At 66.2% G+C, this 17873-nt stretch carries 16 protein-coding genes; 8 read left to right on the top strand and 8 right to left on the bottom strand.

Going from position 1 to position 17873, the window contains the following annotated elements:
- Positions 1-43: 43 nt before the first annotated feature.
- Complete coding sequence (locus HB681_RS13560) at positions 44-1105, top strand: class I SAM-dependent methyltransferase (RefSeq protein WP_213955345.1); 1062 nt, start codon at positions 44-46, stop codon at positions 1103-1105.
- A gap of 9 nt (positions 1106-1114) precedes the next feature.
- Here the strand turns inward: HB681_RS13560 and HB681_RS13555 are convergent, their stop codons facing one another.
- The 6 genes from HB681_RS13555 to urtA all read right to left on the bottom strand — a co-directional run bounded on the left by HB681_RS13555 (position 1115) and on the right by urtA (position 8617).
- Entirely contained in the window at positions 1115-2041 is a 927-nt protein-coding gene (locus HB681_RS13555) for an alpha/beta hydrolase (RefSeq protein WP_213955344.1), read from the bottom strand.
- 129 nt (positions 2042-2170) lie between these two features.
- Positions 2171-2863, bottom strand: a complete 693-nt coding sequence (gene urtE, locus HB681_RS13550; protein WP_213955343.1) for an urea ABC transporter ATP-binding subunit UrtE — start codon at positions 2861-2863, stop codon at positions 2171-2173.
- A gap of 675 nt (positions 2864-3538) precedes the next feature.
- Positions 3539-4414: an urea ABC transporter ATP-binding protein UrtD gene (gene urtD / locus HB681_RS13545; RefSeq protein ID WP_213955342.1), complete on the bottom strand. Its 876-nt coding sequence runs from the start codon at positions 4412-4414 to the stop codon at positions 3539-3541.
- Positions 4411-5643, bottom strand: a complete 1233-nt coding sequence (urtC, locus tag HB681_RS13540; protein ID WP_213955341.1) for an urea ABC transporter permease subunit UrtC — start codon at positions 5641-5643, stop codon at positions 4411-4413. The genes urtD and urtC overlap by 4 nt, the downstream gene beginning before the upstream one ends.
- Entirely contained in the window at positions 5640-7190 is a 1551-nt protein-coding gene (gene urtB, locus HB681_RS13535; protein WP_213955479.1) for an urea ABC transporter permease subunit UrtB, read from the bottom strand. The genes urtC and urtB overlap by 4 nt, the downstream gene beginning before the upstream one ends.
- 158 nt (positions 7191-7348) lie before the next feature.
- Entirely contained in the window at positions 7349-8617 is a 1269-nt protein-coding gene (urtA, locus tag HB681_RS13530) for an urea ABC transporter substrate-binding protein (protein WP_213955340.1), read from the bottom strand.
- A gap of 151 nt (positions 8618-8768) precedes the next feature.
- Here urtA and HB681_RS13525 point away from each other — a divergent pair, with 151 nt between their 5' ends.
- On the top strand, positions 8769-9605 hold the full coding sequence (locus HB681_RS13525) for an endonuclease NucS domain-containing protein (protein ID WP_213955339.1): 837 nt from the start codon (positions 8769-8771) through the stop codon (positions 9603-9605).
- Positions 9606-9633: 28 nt separating this feature from the next.
- Here HB681_RS13525 and HB681_RS13520 read toward each other — a convergent pair whose 3' ends face one another.
- Positions 9634-10692 (bottom strand): PHB depolymerase family esterase, encoded by a 1059-nt coding sequence (locus HB681_RS13520; RefSeq protein ID WP_213955338.1) that lies wholly within the window; start codon positions 10690-10692, stop codon positions 9634-9636.
- 109 nt (positions 10693-10801) lie between these two features.
- Positions 10802-11722 carry a polyphosphate kinase 2 gene (ppk2, locus tag HB681_RS13515; protein ID WP_256353906.1) on the bottom strand — a complete coding sequence of 307 codons (921 nt, stop codon included), beginning with the start codon at positions 11720-11722 and terminating at the stop codon, positions 10802-10804.
- Between the two features lie 149 nt (positions 11723-11871).
- Between ppk2 and HB681_RS13510 the strand changes: the two genes are divergently transcribed.
- The 6 genes from HB681_RS13510 to HB681_RS13485 all read left to right on the top strand — a co-directional run bounded on the left by HB681_RS13510 (position 11872) and on the right by HB681_RS13485 (position 17869).
- Positions 11872-13503, top strand: a complete 1632-nt coding sequence (locus tag HB681_RS13510; RefSeq protein ID WP_213955337.1) for an inorganic phosphate transporter — start codon at positions 11872-11874, stop codon at positions 13501-13503.
- A 3-nt stretch (positions 13504-13506) separates the two neighbouring features.
- Entirely contained in the window at positions 13507-14538 is a 1032-nt protein-coding gene (locus HB681_RS13505) for a transporter (RefSeq protein WP_213955336.1), read from the top strand.
- 100 nt (positions 14539-14638) lie between these two features.
- Positions 14639-15493 (top strand): 3',5'-nucleoside bisphosphate phosphatase, encoded by an 855-nt coding sequence (locus tag HB681_RS13500; protein WP_213955335.1) that lies wholly within the window; start codon positions 14639-14641, stop codon positions 15491-15493.
- Positions 15494-15642: 149 nt separating this feature from the next.
- Entirely contained in the window at positions 15643-16518 is an 876-nt protein-coding gene (locus HB681_RS13495) for a DMT family transporter (RefSeq protein ID WP_345944680.1), read from the top strand.
- Positions 16519-16548: 30 nt separating this feature from the next.
- Positions 16549-17184 (top strand): L-threonylcarbamoyladenylate synthase, encoded by a 636-nt coding sequence (locus tag HB681_RS13490; RefSeq protein WP_213955334.1) that lies wholly within the window; start codon positions 16549-16551, stop codon positions 17182-17184.
- A gap of 13 nt (positions 17185-17197) precedes the next feature.
- A complete protein-coding gene (locus HB681_RS13485) occupies positions 17198-17869 on the top strand; it encodes a site-2 protease family protein (RefSeq protein ID WP_213955333.1) in 672 nt (223 codons plus the stop codon).
- Positions 17870-17873 lie beyond the last annotated feature (4 nt).

Here is a 17873-nt window from a genome sequence, read left to right as displayed (position 1 = left end):
GCGGACCGCCATGCATCGCCACACCAACATGAGGAGTGAAGCCATGCAGATCGATGAAGACAAGCTCAATGCCCTGATGGGCAGGATGGTCGCGGAGTTCGGTGCGCTGGCCGGCGCGCCACTGGTCATCCTCGGTGACCGGCTCGGGCTGTACAAGGCGATGGCCGGCGCCGGGCCGATGACGCTCGACCAGTTCAGCGACAAGACGGGCCTGCGATTGCGCTATGCGCAGGAGTGGCTCAGCGCACAGGCCGCGAGCGGCTTCGTCGATTACGACCCCAAGGCGCAGACCTTCGCGCTCTCGCCCGAGACGGCGCTGGTACTTGCCGACGACAACAGCCCGGCCTTCATGGTGGGTGGTTTCGAAGTCCTGATGTCGATGTTCAATGACATCGACAAGATCCAGAAGGCCTTTCGCGACGGCACCGGCCTCGGCTGGCATGAACACCATCCCGCCCTGTTCAGCGGCACCGAACGCTTCTTCCGGGCCGGCTACAACGCCAACCTGGAGCCGAGCTGGATTCCGTCGCTCGACGGCATGCGCGAACGACTGCAGGCCGGCGCACGCGTGGCCGATGTCGGCTGCGGCTTCGGCGCCTCGACCATCGTGCTAGCGCAGGCGTATCCGCAGTCGACCTTCGTCGGCTATGACTATCACGAGCCTTCGGTCAACGCCGCGCGCGAGCGCGCCGCTGCGGCGGGTGTCGGCGACCGGGTGCGCTTCGAGGTGGCGGGGGCGAAGACCTATCCGGGCAAGGACTTCGACCTGGTGGCTTTCTTCGACTGCCTGCACGACATGGGCGACCCGGTGGGGGCGGCGCGCCATGTGCGCGAGACGCTGGCGCCGGACGGCATCTGGATGATCGTCGAGCCCTTCGCCAACGATCGCCTGGAGGACAACCTGAATCCGGTCGGGCGCATCTTCTATTCCGCCTCGACGATGGTCTGCACGCCCTGCTCCCTGTCGCAGGAAGTGGGGCGCGGGCTGGGCGCGCAGGCTGGCGAGGAGCGCCTGCGCGAGGTGGTGGTGAAGGAAGGCGGCTTCACGCGCTTCCGGCGTGCGGCGCAGACGCCGTTCAACCTGGTGTTCGAGGCGCGGCCGTAGCCAGGCTGGCTATCGCGCGGCCGGCAGGAAGCTGCCCACCAGCCCCACGGTCGTCGCCGTGCTCTCTTCCATCAACCAATGCCCCGCGCCCGGCACCACTTCCTGCTGGACGTTGGTGGCGGCATTGCGCATGACGATCGCCATGTTCGCGCCAAATGACTTCTCGCCGCCGATGGCCAGCACCGGCATCGGAAGCTTGTTCTTCGAGAACGCAATGTTGTCGGCCACGTCCTTGGTCGCGATGGTGTTGAACTGCGCGAAGGCGGCGCGCATCGCGCCGGGTTGCGCGTACAGCTTCGTGTAGTGCCGCCGCGTCGCCTCGTCGATCTTCGACGGGGTGCCGGCGAACTCGTTCCAGAAGCGGTCGAGGTAGATGCGCTCGCGGCCCGCCACCAGTCGCTCGGCATTGGGGCCGCCGAAATTGAAGTGCCACAGCGCCGGCCACAGGATGATCTGGTCCCACGGCGCGATGCCCGGCACGGGCGCGTCCATCACGACCAGCTTGTCGACCTTGTCGGGGTAGCTGGCCGCATAGGCATACGCGACCATCGTGCCGATGTCATGGCCAACGACGTCGGTGTGGTCCTGCTGGAACGCCGTCACGACGGTGCGGATGTCGACGGCCTGCGACTTCTTGTCGTAGCCGCTCGTCGCCTTCGACGATTTGCCCATGCCACGCAGGTCGGGCACGATGACCAAGTGCGTCTTCGCCAGTTCCTGCGCCAGCGGCGCCCACATGTCGCCGGTGTCGCCAAAGCCATGAATGAGCACAACGGCCGGGCCGCTGCCCCCGGAGCGCACGAAGATCGTCGCGCCATCCGCCATGGCGACGGTCCGGTTCTTGAAGCTGCCGGGGAACGCAGGCTCGGCGCTGGCATTGCCGATGCAGAGTGCAGCAATCAACAGCGCCAGGAACGGCACGACGCGAATCTTCATGAGGGAACTCCAGTGGTGGCGACGAAATGGTCCGACGCAGTGTGATGGCTCGCGACGCCGCGCGCCAGCCATATTCGAAGTAGGTCGTCCAGGCTCGCCTCTCCACTTGGCGGGGTTCAGCGCACAGGTTCAGATCGCGACGAGTTGCCGCACGCCCTGCGCCTCCATGTCCTTGCCGAGGCCGCGCGCAATCACTTCGCCGCGCTCCATCACCATGTAGTCGTCGGCCAGTTCCTGCGCGAAGTCGTAGTACTGCTCGCACAGCACGATGGCCATGTCGCCACGATCGGCCAGCATGCGGATGACGCGCCCGATGTCCTTGATGATGCTGGGCTGGATGCCTTCGGTGGGCTCGTCGAGGATCAGCAGCTTGGGCTTGGGCGCGAGCGCGCGCGCGATGGCCAACTGCTGCTGCTGCCCGCCGGAGAGGTCACCGCCGCGGCGGTTGATCATCTGCTTGAGCACGGGGAACAGGTCGAACAGTTCCGACGGAATGGGCGTGCTTCCGCTCTTGTAGGCGAGGCCCATGCGCAGGTTCTCTTCCACGGTGAGCCGCGCAAAGATCTCGCGCCCTTGCGGCACGAAACCCATGCCGGCGCGCGCACGTTCGTAGGGGGTCTTCTTCTGGATTTGCTGGCCGTCGAACTCGATGCTGCCGCTCTTGATCGGCACCAGGCCCATGAGCGACTTGAGCAGCGTGGTCTTGCCGACGCCGTTGCGGCCGAGCAGCACCGTGACCTTGCCGAGCGTCGCGGTGAAGCTCACGTCGCGCAGGATGTGGGAGCCGCCGTAGTACTGGTGGACGTTCTTGACTGTGAGCATGGTTGTGTTCTCTTCGTGAGTCGTCGAATGCGATTGCGCTATGACGAGCGCCCGGTACGCGGTACGGGCCGTGCGACCCTGCTGCGCCGGCCGCTTCGCGGCTGCCCTGCGCTGCTCGCGTTTCGCGGGGTCCACATGAACTCGCTTCGCTCAAACAGCATGTGGCCCTGATCCGCGAAACACTGCGCTGCTCGGCGGCGCAGAAGGGATCGCCCAACCCTTACCGCGCACCGGGCTTGGGGGTGGCTCGGACGACATGCCCGTTTTTGGGGGCGGCAGCCCTCACCCCGGCCCTCTCCCAGAGGGAGAGGGAGGAAGACCGGGAGCCCGTCCACGGCGACGAATGATCGGAGGAAGGTCAAGGCGCTGTCCACCGCGGAGGCCGAGCGCGACACCAGCGCGTCCACGTCGGCGGGCGGTATGCGGTGCGGGTTGGTCGATCCCTTCTGCGCTGCCGAAGCGCGCAGCGTTTGGCGGATCAGAGCCACATGCTGTCTGAGCGAAGCGAGTTCATGTGGACCCCGCCGAACGCGAGCACTGCAGGGGAGTCGCGCAGCGACCAGCGCAGTAGGGTCGGCCGGCCCGTACCGCATGCCGACCGCCGACGCACCCCTAACCGACGCACCCCAGGCCGCCGCGCGCACCGCCCCCACACGCCTGTCAATGAACGACAAGTCAGCGCCCAAGATAAACCTCGATCACCCGCTCGTCGGACTGCACCTCGTCAAGCGTGCCTTGCGCAAGAACAGACCCATCGCAAAGCACCGTCACGATCTCCGAGATGGTCCGGATGAAGCTCATGTCGTGCTCCACCACCATCAGCGAATGCTTGCCCTTCAGCGTCAGGAACAGCTCCGCCGTGCGCGCCGTTTCTTCGTCGGTCATGCCCGCAACGGGCTCGTCGAGCAGCAGCAGCTTCGGGTCCTGCATCAGCAGCATCCCGATCTCCAGCCACTGCTTCTGCCCGTGGCTCAGGTTGCCGGCCATGCGCGCCACGCTGTCGCGCAGGTGGATTGTCTCCAGCACCTCCGCGAGTCGATCGCTCTGCTCCGAATCGAGCTTGAACAGCATCGAATGCTTCACGCCCTTGTTCGTCTTCAGCGCCAGCTCCAGGTTCTCGAACACCGTCAGTTGCTCGAACACCGTCGGCTTCTGGAACTTGCGCCCGATCCCCAGTTGCGCAATGTCGGCCTCGCGATGCCGCAGCAGGTCGATCGTGCTGCCGAAGAACACCGTGCCCGAGTCCGGCCGCGTCTTGCCCGTGATGATGTCCATCATGGTCGTCTTGCCGGCGCCGTTGGGGCCGATGATGCAGCGCAGCTCACCCGGCGCGATATCGAGCGACAGCTTGTTGATCGCCTTGAAGCCGTCGAAGCTCACGCTCACGTCCTCGAGGTACAAGATGCGGCCGTGCGTCACGTCCACTTCGCCTTCGGTCACGTGCCGGCCGAAGCCGGCCTCGCGGCCGCCCGATTCCGTCATGCCTTCGATGTCGATGCCTTCGTGGCGGGCGATGCGCAGCGCGCCCTCTTCCATCAGGTCCGGGGTCATGCGCGTGCTCCTTCGGGTTGGGCGGCGATCGACGACAAGGCCGCGGGCTCGACGCCTTCGGAAGTCGCGAGCGAGCGCTGTGCCTCCAGCCGCCCTTCGCTTAGTTCGGGGGCCGCGTCCTTCGGCGCCTTCATGCGCGCGATCCACTTCTTCACCAGGCCCACCACACCATCCGGCAGGAACAGCGTCACCGCGATGAACAGCGCGCCCAGGAAGTACAGCCAGTACTCCGGCGCCACCACCGTCAGCCAGCTCTTCGCGCCGTTCACGATGAAGGCGCCGATGATCGGCCCGATCAGCGTGGCACGCCCACCCACCGCGGCCCAGATCGCAATCTCGATCGAGTTGGCCGCGCTCATCTCGCCGGGGTTGATGATGCCGACCTGCGGCACGTACAACGCCCCCGCGACGCCGCACATGATGGCCGAGATGACCCAGATCGTGAGCTTGTAGGGCAGCGGGTTGTAACCCGAGAACATCACGCGCGTCTCGGCATCGCGGATGGCCTGTAGCACGCGGCCGAACTTGCTGCCGATCAGCCACTTGCCGAACAGGAAGAAGCCCAGCAAGGTGCAGCCGGTCAACACGAACAGCGTCATGCGCATGCTCTGCGTGGCGATCGGGATGCCCAGGATGCGCTTGAAATCCGTGAAGCCGTTGTTGCCGCCGAAGCCCGTCTCGTTGCGGAAGAACAGCAGCATCGCCGCGAAGGTCATGGCCTGCGTGATGATCGAGAAGTACACGCCCTTGATGCGCGAGCGGAAGGCGAAGAAGCCGAACACGAAGGCGATCAGGCCCGGCACCGCGACGATCAGGATCAGCGTCATCACGAAGCTGCCGCTGAAGGTCCAGTGCCAGGGCAGCGCCTTCCAGTCGAGGAACACCATGAAGTCCGGCAGGTCGCTCTTGTAGTTGCCGTCGCGGCCGATCTGGCGCATGAGGTACATGCCCATCATGTAGCCGCCGAGCGCGAAGAACATGCCATGGCCCAGCGACAGGATGCCGGTGTAGCCCCAGATCAGGTCCATCGCCAGCGCGCAGATCGCGTAGCACATGATCTTGCCGAGCAGCGCCACCGCGTAGTCGCTCATATAGAACATGCTCTCGTGCGGCACCCAGAGGTTCAGCACCGGCGCCACGGCGCACACGGCAATCAGCGCGATGCAGAAGGCCGTCCAGCCCTTGCCGCTCAGCAGCGGACCTTTGGGGGGTAGTGCAATCTTGCTCATGCTTCTGCGCTCCGGCCCTTCATGGCAAAGATCCCTTGGGGTCTCTTCTGGATGAAGATGATGATGAAGACCAGCACCGCGATCTTCGCGAGCACCGCGCCGGCCCAGCCCTCGATGAACTTGTTCAGGATGCCCAGGCCCATCGCGGCGTAGACGGTACCGGCCAGTTGCCCGACGCCGCCCATCACCACCACCATGAACGAATCCACGATGTAGTTCTGGCCAAGGTCCGGGCCGACGTTGCCGATCTGGCTCAACGCGCAACCCGCCAGGCCCGCGATACCGGAACCCAGCGCGAAGGCGTAGGTGTCGATGCGCGCCGTGTTCACGCCCATGCACGATGCGATCGGCCGGTTCTGCGTCACGCCGCGCACGAACAGGCCCAGCCGCGTCTTGCCGATCAGCCATCCCATCGCCAGCAGCACCAGCCCCGCGAAGATGATGATGCAGATGCGGTTCCACGGCAGCGTGACGTTGCTCAGCATCGTGAAGCCGCCGCTCATCCAGGCGGGGTTCTCCACGCCGACGTTCTGAGCGCCGAAGAAGGTGCGCACCAGTTGCTGAAGCATCAGGCTGATGCCCCAGGTGGCCAGCAGCGTCTCCAGCGGCCGGCCGTAGAGGAAGCGGATCACGCCGCGCTCCAGGATCGCGCCAACCAGCGCGGACGCCAGGAACGACACCGGGATCGCCGCCACCAGGTACAGGCCGAAGGCGGACTCCGGCAGGTACTTCTGGAAGATGCCCTGCATCACGTAGGTTGCGTAGGCGCCGATCATCATCAGTTCCCCGTGCGCCATGTTGATCACGCCCATCAGACCGTAGGTGATGGCCAGGCCGAGGGCGGCCAGCAGCAGCACCGAGCCCAGGCTGATGCCGCTGAAAATGGCATTGATGCGGTCGCCCCAGACCAGTGCGCCGTCGATGTTGGCAATGGCTTTCTGGAGCGCAGCCTTGACGTCGGGCTCGGTCTCGTCGGTCAAGCGCTCGTTCAGCAGCAGCTTGGTTTCCGGGCTCTTGCTTTCGCCGAGCGCGGTGGCCGCCGCGATCCGCTTGGTCTTGTCGGTGCTGTTCAGCAGCGATGCGGCACGCACCAGTTCGAGCTTGGCCTTGATGTTGTCGTTGGTCTCGATCGACAGCACTTTCTCCACCATCGGGATGCGCGATTCGTCAGGGTTCTTCAGCAGCGCATTGGCGGCTTCGAGGCGCACCGCCTCGTCCTTGCTGTTGACCAGCTTCAGCACCGATTGCGCCGCGTCGAAGGCGCCGCGCATGAGGTTGTTGTTCACCACGTCCTCGGCGTCGTCGGGCACCTTCAGTTCCGCGCCGGTCACGGGGTCGTAGCCCTTGTCGCCCTTCATCAGGAAGACCTTGTCGGCGGTGAACTTGACCGAATCGTCAGCCATCGCCTGGATGAAGGCCGAGGTCTTGTCGTCGGCCGTGGCAACGGCCTTGTTCAGCGCCGCGACGCGCTCCTCGGTCTCGCCGGAGGCGATCGCCTTCGCCTCTTCCGCGGTCAACGCATGGGCCGCGCCGGCCACCAGCAGCATGGCCGCGACTGCGCCCTCGAGAAATCGCCGGTACATGGCATTTGAGTGCATGGTTCCATCCAAAAAGAAGGCCCGCCCTTGCGGCAGGGAACGCAGCAAGGAACGGGCCAGAGGCTCCGCAATGCGCCCCGGTAAAGAGGCGCTTGGGCGAAGGCTTCTTACATCGACTTGCCAGCCGGGTAGTCAGGCTTCTTGTCGTTGCCTTCGATGTACGGGCTCCACGGCTTGGCCTTGACCGGACCCGGCGTCTTCCAGACCACGTTGAACTGGCCGTCGGCCTTGATCTCGCCGATGAACACGCTCTTGTGCAGGTGATGGTTCTTCTCATCCATCTTCGACACGATGCCCGAGGGCGCCGTGAAGGTCTGGCCCGCCATCGCGGCGACGACCTTGTCGGTGTCGGTCGACTTGGCCTTCTCGACGGCCTGCTTCCACATGTGGATGCCGATCCAGGTGGCTTCCATCGGGTCGTTGGTGAGCGGCTTGTCCATCTGGCCGGGGATCTTCTTTTCCTTGGCGTAGTCGCTCCACTGCTTGATCCAGGCCGCGTTGGTCGGGTTCTTGATCGACATGAAGTAGTTCCATGCGGCCAGGTGCCCAACCAGCGGCTTGGTGTCCACGCCGCGCAGTTCTTCCTCGCCCACCGAGAAGGCGACGACCGGCACGTCCTTGGCCTTCAGGCCGGCATTGCCCAGTTCCTTGTAGAAGGGCACGTTGGAGTCGCCATTGATGGTCGATACCACCGCCGTCTTGCCGCCTGCCGAGAACTTCTTGATGTCGGCCACGATGGTCTGGTAGTCGCTGTGGCCGAACGGGGTGTACTTCTCGTCGATGTCGGTGTCCTTCACGCCCTTGCTCTTCAGGTAGGCACGCAGGATCTTGTTGGTGGTGCGGGGATACACGTAGTCCGTGCCCAGCAGCACCCAGCGCTTGGCGCCGCCGCCTTCCTTGCTCATCAGGTAGTCGACAGCCGGGATGGCTTGCTGGTTGGGCGCGGCACCCGTGTAGAACACGTTCTTGCTCAGCTCTTCACCCTCGTACTGCACGGGGTAGAACAGCAGGCCGTTCATTTCTTCCAGCACCGGCAGCACCGACTTGCGCGACACCGAGGTCCAGCAGCCGAAGATGACGGCGACCTTGTCCTGGCCCAGCAGCTGCTTGGTCTTCTCGGCGAAGAGCGGCCAGTTCGAAGCCGGATCGACGACCACGGGCTCGAGTTGCTTGCCCATCACGCCGCCATGCTTGTTGATGTCGTCGATCGACATCAGCACCATGTCCTTGAGCGCGGTTTCCGAGATCGCCATCGTGCCCGACAGCGAGTGCAGGATGCCGACCTTGATGGTGTCGGCAGCGAATGCGGGCGCAGCGCCAAGGGCGGCAAGCGCGACGCTGGCGGTGAGCGCCTTGAGAGTGAATCGACGTTGCATGAGCATCCTTCTCCGGTGGTGGTTGAGTTTTTTCGCCAGCGCTTTGCTGACGATGGACGGAGTTTGCGGATGACATGGGTTGCCAGAAATACGCCGGGTGGCGTACAGGGCGGCTCGCGTAGCATGCCGCACCCGTTTCCTCCTGCCCCACATGACTTACGACCCATCGCTACCAAATTGGCAACTCGTGCTGCAGGCCATCGAAGCTCTTGGGGGACGAGCGACCGTCCCCGAACTCGAGGCTTACTTTCGCGAGAACTTTCCAGACCGGAATGTCATCAATGTGCGGCCCGACACGACGCTGCTCACGGTGAATGCAAACACGCGCGTCCACTACAGCGGTGGCAAGCTGCCGAGGCGAACCGACGCTGGGAACAAGTACGACAAGCTCTTTCGCCGGGCAGATGGCTCGTATGAGCTTTACGACCCCAAGATTCACGGGGTTTGGGAAATTGCACAGGACGCAAGCGGCACACGGAGCGTGCGGCAAGCCACAGACGTCCCGGCTGCTGGGCGCGCCGAACAAGTGGTCGCGCCGGTGGACGCGCCAGCGACGGAATCTTCGGCTGACGGCGGCGGCCGATTTGCCCTTGAAGCTCACCTTCGTGACTATCTCGCGCAAAACCTCGCGACCGTCCCCGATCTGCCCTCCCGGCTCACTCTCTTCGTCGATGAATCTGGCGTTCCAGGGGTGGAGTACCGAACCGAAGTCGGGGTCGTAGATATCCTCGCACGCGGCGATGACGGCGCGTTCTATGTACTTGAATTGAAGCTTGGCCGTGGACCGGATGCAGCACTCGGCCAGACGCTTCGCTATATGGGGTGGGTCAGACACCGGCTTGCCGGTGATCACGCCGTCTACGGAGTGGTCATCGCTGCCGAGATCTCGGACAAGCTCCGTTACGCGGCTTCTGTTGCAACGGGAATTTTCCTGATGGAGTACGACCTCAAGGTCGCGCTGCGAATCTCGAAGCCTGTGGGTGCCTGAGTCTCGATACAGGCAAGCAAGCCCCAAATCAGGACTTTGAAGGCGGGAGCATCCGGAACGCCCGCGCCACGAACGCCCACACCAGCTTCGACGCATCCGGCCCGCCCGCATCGCTGAACGCCAGCCGCGACGCGCCGCCACTCCAGGCATGCCCCAGCGACTCGACCTGGTACAGCGTGACGCAGACGCGCCCGCTGCGCCTGAAGTCCGTGACCCGCGCGGGATAGCGCTTGCCCCGCTGCAACAACCGCTCGGCGGCGGGGCGCGCGCCGCAAGCAGTCGCCCAAACCGCTGCCGCGTTCGTGGCGTTGCTGGCCGCAACGACCGCATCGCGGTCCCCGTGCAGCACCAGCATCGGCGGCAGGCTGGCGCCGACCACCGCCGCGCCGAAGGCCTTGCCCACGGCCACGGCCGGCACCAGCGGCACGCGCCGGCCGCTCATCGCGCCGATGGCCGTCGCGCTCGACCGCGCCGCACCCGGCGCCACGCCCGAATGCATGGCCACCGCCTTGAAGCGCGTCGGATACCGCGTGGCCAGCAGCGCCGCCATGCCCGCGCCGGCCGAGAGCCCCGCCACCGCCACGCGTTCGCGGTCGATCGGGTAAAGCAGGCTGACCTGGTCCACCGCCGTCATCAAGGTCGCGGCCTCGCGGTCCGCATGGCCGGAGCGCGTGTCATACCAGTTCCAGCAGCCCTGCGGATGGTGCAGCCTGTCCTGCTCGGGGTAGAGAACCATGAAGCCTTCGCGTGCGGCGATGCGGTTCATGCGGGTGCTTGCGGCAAAGTCGCGGCCGGTCTGGCCGCAGCCGTGCAGCATCACCATCAGCGGCATCTTTTCACCAGCGGCGAGTTCGACGTGCGGCCTGAACAGGTGGTAGCCGCGCGTGCCGCCCGGCCCCATCGCCATGCCGGTGAGCCAGTCTCCGTTGCCGGGCGGCGGCTTGCGCTGCTGCGCGGCCGCGCGCGCCACTTGCTTGCCCACCTGCTTCGCCAGGCGCTTGCTGGTGCCCACCGCAACCTTGGTGAGCGCCTTCAGGTTGCGCTGATACGCACGCGTGAGCGTGGAGGAAGAAGATCGACGTGCCACATGCCAACCGTAGCAGCTTCCGCGCCTCAGCGCGGTTCCGCTATGGTTCCAATAGCACGTGGGTCCCGGTGCCCGGGCGCGTGCCGTCGATTTCGTGGTGCCGGGTCGCTCAATAGATGTCCGGCACGTACATGTCCGCCGGCACCGGCTGGCGCAGGTAGTCCGCATTGCGCACCCGCGGCGGGAGCACCACCGGCGCATGCGGCACTTCCTCGTACGGAAACTGCCCCAGCAGGTGCGTGATGCAGTTGAGCCGCGCGGCCTTCTTGTCGACCGCCTGCACCACCCACCACGGCGCCTCGGGGATGTGCGTGCGCTCCAGCATGATCTCCTTCGCCTTGGTGTATTCCTCCCAGCGGCGGCGGCTTTCCAGGTCCATCGGGCTCAGCTTCCACTGCTTGAGCGGATCGTGGATGCGGCCGAGGAAACGCATGTGCTGTTCTTCGTCGGTGATGGAGAACCAGTACTTGATCACCTTGATGCCAGAGCGCACCAGCATGCGCTCGAACTCCGGCACCGAGCGGAAGAACTCCTCGTACTCGGCGTCGGAGCAGAAGCCCATCACGCGCTCCACGCCGGCGCGGTTGTACCAGCTGCGGTCGAACAGCACCATCTCGCCGGCGGCCGGCAGGTGCGTCACGTAGCGCTGGAAGTACCACTGCGTGCGCTCGCGGTCGTTCGGCGCAGGCAGTGCCGCGACGCGGGCCACGCGCGGATTGAGGCGCTGCGTGATGCGCTTGATCACGCCGCCCTTGCCGGCCGCGTCGCGCCCCTCGAACAGGATCACCACCTTCTGCCGGGTGTGCTGGACCCAGTCCTGCAGCTTCACCAGTTCGCCCTGCAGCCGGAACAGCTCCTTGAAGTAGTGCTGGCGCGCGGCCTTGTCGGCGCCGACGGGCGCGCCGTCCGCGTCGATCTCGCGGTCCTCGATCTCCAGTTCCAGCTCTTCGTCATAGCTGTCGATCAGGTCGCGCGCGATGCGATCCATCAGGGCGTCGTGGTCTTGCAGTGTGGCGGGCATCGTCGTCATGGCAGGTTCCTCCGGGAAAAGCGGCGAACTCCCGATGCTGACGCCGCCCCATGACTGATCCGTGACAGACAAGGCCGCGATCGCCGGCCGTCACACCACTGTCATGCAGCGGCGAGACGATGCCCACAACTTTTTTCAGGGAAACCGCCATGGCTTCGCTCGCCGACAACGCCCCGCTTTCGATCCACCCGCCCGCGACAGCGCGCCTCTCGCTCGACACCAGGCCCAGCCCGGTGACCTTGGTCGTGTTCGTCGGCCTGCTGGCCGCCGGGCTGCTCTACACGGCATGGAGCCTGGTCGAGGACGTGAGCGCCTCCGGCGCGCCGATGACGACCTGGGTGCCTTACCTGCTGCTGGGCGTGGCGTTGCTCATCGCGCTGGGCTTCGAATTCGTCAATGGCTTCCACGACACGGCCAACGCGGTCGCCACCGTGATCTACACCCACTCGTTGCCCCCCAATTTCGCGGTCGTTTGGTCGGGCTTCTTCAACTTCCTGGGCGTGCTGGTGTCGAGCGGCGCGGTGGCCTTCGGCATCATCTCGCTGCTGCCGGTGGAACTGATCCTGCAGGTCGGCTCCAGCGCCGGCTTCGCGATGGTGTTCGCGCTGCTGATCGCCGCGATCATCTGGAACCTCGGCACCTGGTGGCTCGGCCTGCCGGCGTCGTCGTCGCACACGCTGATCGGCTCCATCATCGGCGTCGGCATCGCCAACGCGCTGATGCACGGCCGCGACGGCACCAGCGGTGTCGACTGGTCGCAGGCCACCAAGGTCGGCTATTCGCTGCTGCTGTCGCCGCTGGTCGGCTTCGGCTGTGCCGCCCTGCTGCTGCTGGCGCTGCGCGCCTTCGTCAAGAACCGCGCGCTCTACGAGGAGCCGCGCGGCAACGCGCCGCCGCCGTGGTGGATCCGCGGCCTGCTGGTGCTGACCTGCACCGGCGTCTCCTTCGCCCACGGCTCCAACGACGGCCAGAAGGGCATGGGCCTGATCATGCTGATCCTGGTCGGCACCGTGCCGATGGCCTATGCGCTGAACCGCGCAATGCCGGCCGACAAGACCGTGCAGTTCGTGGCCGTGGCCGAACTGGCGCAAGGTGCAATGAACCGCACCGTTCCCACGTCGCTGCCGGCCGCCGGCGTGCCCGCCGCACGCGAGACGCTGTCGACCTACCTGCGCACCCGCGAATACGGCCCGACCGTGGTGCCCGCCATCTCCCAGCTCACCGGCAGCATCGCCGCCCAGGTGCGCGAGAACGGCTCGCTGGCCCAGTTGCCGGCCAGCGCCGTGGCCAACGTGCGCAACGACATGTACCTCAGCTCCGAATCGATCCGCCTGCTGGACAAGTCCGGCGCCGTGAAGTTCGAGGGCGACGCCAGGGCCGCCCTGACCGCCTACCGCCAGGAACTCGACGACGCGACCCGCTTCATCCCGCTGTGGGTGAAGGTGGCGGTCGCGATCGCGCTGGGCCTGGGCACCATGATCGGCTGGAAGCGCATCGTCGTCACCGTCGGCGAGAAGATCGGCAAGACGCATCTCACCTACGCGCAAGGCGCCTCGGCGGAACTGGTCGCGATGCTGACGATCGGCGCGGCGGACATCTACGGCCTGCCGGTGTCGACCACGCACGTGCTCTCCTCGGGCGTCGCGGGCACGATGGCGGCCAATCGCTCCGGCCTGCAATGGGGCACCTTGCGCAGCCTCGCCATGGCCTGGGTGCTGACGCTGCCGGTGGCGATGCTGCTGTCGGGCTCGCTGTACTGGCTGTTCACCAAGTTGTTCTGATCCTTGCCCTTGTTCCATGAACTCGCCGCCGCCAACTACGGCGGCGACGAAGCCGGCCTGATCTGCGGCTACCTGTTCGACCCGGCTGCGGCCGAGCCCTCGCGCGAGCTCGACTCGGCGCAGGCCGCGCAGTGGCTCGGCGCCGCGGCGCAGGCTCCAACCGGCGCCTACCTCTGGCTGCACTTCAACCTGAGCCACGCCCAGGCCGAGCGCTGGCTCATCCGCCATGCAGCCCTGCCCGACACCTTCTACGAAGCGCTGCGCGACGGCCTGCATTCAACCCGCATCGAGCGCGCCGACGATGCGCTGGTCGCCGTCATCAACGACGTGCATTTCGAGTTCGGCTTCGAGCCCTCGGACATCTCGACCCTGTGGATCAGCGTCGGCCCGCGCCTCGTGGTCACCGCGCGCACCAAGCCCCTGCGCTCCGTCGACGCGCTGCGCACGGCGGTCAAGGCGGGCGACGCCCCGCGCAGCAGCACCGAACTGCTCGAGCACCTGCTGCGCACCCAGGCCGAGGTGCTGATGAACATCGTGCGCGACGTCACCACGCGCATCGACGAGATCGAAGACAAGCAACTCGCCGGCCGCCTCGAACACAAGCGCGTGCGCCTCGGCGCGCAACGCCGCCTGCTGGTGCGGCTGCAGCGGCTGCTCGCACCCGAGCCGGCGGCGCTGTTCCGCCTGCTGCAGCGCCCGCCCCGCTGGATGGCCCATGCCGACGCCGACGAACTGCGCAGCGCCACCGAGGAGTTCTCGCTGGTGCTGCACGACATGCAGGCGCTGCAGGAGCGCATCAAGCTGCTGCAGGAGGAGATCGCCGCCAACGTCAACGAGGACAACAACCGCAGCCTGTTCGTGCTGACCGTGGTCACCGTGCTGGCACTGCCGATCAACATCGTCGCCGGCCTGCTCGGCATGAACGTCGGCGGCGTGCCGCTGGCCGAACACAAGCAGGGCTTCTGGATCGTGGTGGCCATCATCGCCACCTTCACCGGCCTCGCGGCCTGGCTGGCGCTGCGCAAGAAACGCTGAAAACACCAGTGCACGGCCCTTCGTTGCTATATTTTTCATAGCGTTTGGAATAGCGGCCATGCGCCCTGCACGCTCATTCGATCCGAAATAGAATCGAGGCGTGCCCTCCATCCTCAACGCCGATCTTCACTGCCACTCCGTGGTATCCGACGGCACCCTGACCCCCGAAGCGCTTGCCGAGCGCGCCGCGGCCAACGGTGTCGAACTCTGGGCCCTGACGGACCATGACGAGATCGGCGGCCAGCACCGCGCCGCCGCCGCGGCCCATGCCAACGGCATGAAGTACCTCACCGGCACCGAGATCTCCGTCACCTTCGCGAATGAAACCGTGCACATCGTCGGCCTGGGCTTCGACCCCGACGACGAAGGCATGAAGAAGGGCCTGGTCGCGACGCGCGGCGGCCGCGGCGTGCGGGCGCAGGAAATGTCGGAGGGCCTGGCCAAGGTCGGCATCCATGGGGCATACGACGGCGCGCTGAAGTTCGTCGGCAACCCGGAACTGATCTCGCGTACCCACTTTGCGCGCTTCCTGGTCGAGAGCGGCCACTGCAAGGACACGCACGAGGTGTTCCGCAAGTTCCTCACCGAGGGCAAGCCCGGCTACGTGCCGCACCGCTGGGCTAGCCTGAAAGATGCGGTGCACTGGATCACCGCCGCCAAGGGCGTCGCCGTCATCGCGCATCCCGGCCGCTACAAGTTCACCGCCAACGAGGAATACGCGCTGTTCCTCGAATTCAAGACGCACGGCGGCCAGGCGGTCGAGGTCGTCACCGGCAGCCACACGGCGGCCGAGTACGTCGAGTACGCCGACAAGGCGCTCGAATTCGGCTTCGCGGCCTCGCGCGGCAGCGACTTCCACAGCCCCGACGAAAGTCACATCGACCTCGGCAAGCTCCCACTGCTGCCCGGCAAGCTCACGCCGGTCTGGGAACTGCTCGAAGACCGAATCCAGTGAGCGCCCCCGAGCGCACGGCAACCGCCACGTCGCGGCTGCTCCAGGGCACTGCGCCGTTCGAAGGTGGCGAGGTCGGGGGCGAAGTGGTCAGCCTGCCAACACCCACCCCACGCGTCTCGAGCCCCGAGCGCGACCGCGAGTCGGAGCGAATCCTCGGGGCCATCGGCCTGGTGCTGCTGGCCATCGCCTGCTTTGCCACGCTCGACACCGCCACCAAGATTTCCGTCACCGCCGTTCCGGTACTGATGGGCGTGTGGTTCCGCTATGCGTTCCAGGCGGTCGCCACCACCGCCGTGCTGTTGCCGCTGCATGGCACGTCGCTGCTGCGTACGGCCCACCCCGGCTACCAGGTGCTGCGCGGTGCACTGCTGCTGGTCACCAGCGTGCTCGCCTTCCTGAGCCTGCGCTACATGCCGCTGGCCGAATTCACCGCCATCGTGCTGATCGCGCCGCTGGCGGTCACGCTGCTGGCCGCCACCACGCTCAAGGAGCATGTGTCGCCGCTGCGCTGGGCGCTGGTCGCGGGCGGCTTCGCCGGCACGCTGGTCATCCTGCGGCCGGGCGGCGGCACCTTCAGCTGGGCCATCCTGCTGCCGATCGGCCTGGTGCTGACCAACGCCTGCTTCCAGGTGCTGACCAGCAAGCTCGCGCGCACCGAGAACCCGCTGACCATGCACTTCTACACCGGCTGGGTCGGCACGCTGATCGCATCGGTCCCGCTGCCCTTCGTCTGGACCGCGCTGCCCTCCTGGCAATGGTGGGCGCTGCTGCTCATGATGGGCGCAGGCGGCACCATCGGCCACTTCTTCCTGATCCTGGCGTACCAGCGCGCGCCGGCCTCCACGCTCACGCCCTACCTCTACGCGCAGATCGCCTTCGCCATGCTGGGCGGCTGGGTCATGTTCTCGCACATCCCCGACCATGTCTCGCTGATCGGCATGGGCATGATCGCCGCCTGCGGCGCGGCCGGCGCATGGCTCACCGTGCGCGAACGGCGCATTCCGATCGAGCCCGCGGAGTCATGAAGCCACCTCGCGCCTGAGCAAGAATCCCCCATGGCCCAGTACTTCGAAGTCCACCCCGACAACCCGCAGCCGCGCCTGCTGAAGCAGGCCGCCGTGCTGCTCGCGCGCGGCGAGATCATCGCGGTGCCCACCGACTCCAGCTACGCACTCGTCTGCCACCTCGACGACAAGGACGCCGTCGACAAGCTGCGCCGCATCCGCCAGGTCGACGACAAGCACCATCTCACCCTGCTCTGTCGCGACCTGAGCGAGCTGGCCAACTACGCGCGGGTCGACAACAAGCAGTACCGCCTGCTGAAGGCCGCCACGCCCGGTGCCTACACCTTCCTGCTGGAAGCCACCAAGGAAGTGCCCCGCCGCGTGAGCCACCCGCAACGCAAGACCATCGGCCTGCGGGTGCCCGACTGCACCGTGCTGTGCGAACTCCTCGCGCTGCATGGCGAGCCGCTGCTCGCCACCACGCTCATCCCGCCAGGCGAGACCGAGCCCATGAATGACGCCCAGCAGATCCGCGAGCGCTTCGAGAAGCAGATCGGCGGCGTCATCGACGCAGGCGCCTGTCCGTCCGAGCCCACCACCGTGGTCGACCTCACGCCCATGGGCGCGGGCGACGAGCCGGTGCTGGTGCGGCGCGGTCGCGGCCCCTTGGGCGTGCTGGGCCTCTGAGACAATCCCTCGGGTGGATATACCAAACCTGATTCAAACCGTCCTGATCTACGCCCTTCCGGTGTTGTTCGCGATCACGGTGCACGAGGCCGCGCATGGTTATGCAGCGCGCTATTTCGGCGACAACACGGCATGGGCCATGGGCCGCGTCACGCTGAACCCGCTCAAGCACATCGACCCCGTCGGCACCATCCTGATGCCGCTGATGCTTTACTTCGCCACCTCCGGCACCTTCCTGTTCGGATATGCCAAGCCGGTGCCCGTCAACTTCGGCGCGCTGCGCCATCCCAAGCGCGACATGGTCTGGGTCGCGCTCGCCGGGCCAGCCTCGAACTTCGTGCAGGCGCTCTTGTGGGGCATCCTGCTGATCGCACTGGCCGCCAGCGGCGTCCGGGAAGAATTCTTCGTGCGGATGGCGCAGGGCGGCGTGCTGGTCAACCTCGTGATGTGGGCCTTCAACCTGTTCCCGTTGCCGCCGCTCGATGGCGGCCGTGTGCTGGCCGGATTGCTGCCGCGCGGCCGTGCACAGTACTGGCTCGCCCGCATCGAACCCTACGGCTTCTTCATCGTGATGGGGCTGGTGCTCGCGGGGGTTGTCAGCACGTATTGGCTGAGCCCGCTCATCGATGTCGGCTATGCCGTCATTCGCACCGTGCTCAGCCCCCTGGTCTCATTGCTCAGATAGTTCC

The organism is Variovorax sp. dw_954 (assembly GCF_018449755.1).
Taxonomy (GTDB): Bacteria; Pseudomonadota; Gammaproteobacteria; order Burkholderiales; family Burkholderiaceae_C; genus Variovorax.
The sequence above is the reverse complement of the archived record's forward strand: the minus strand, read 5'-3'. Positions and strand labels throughout refer to the sequence as shown.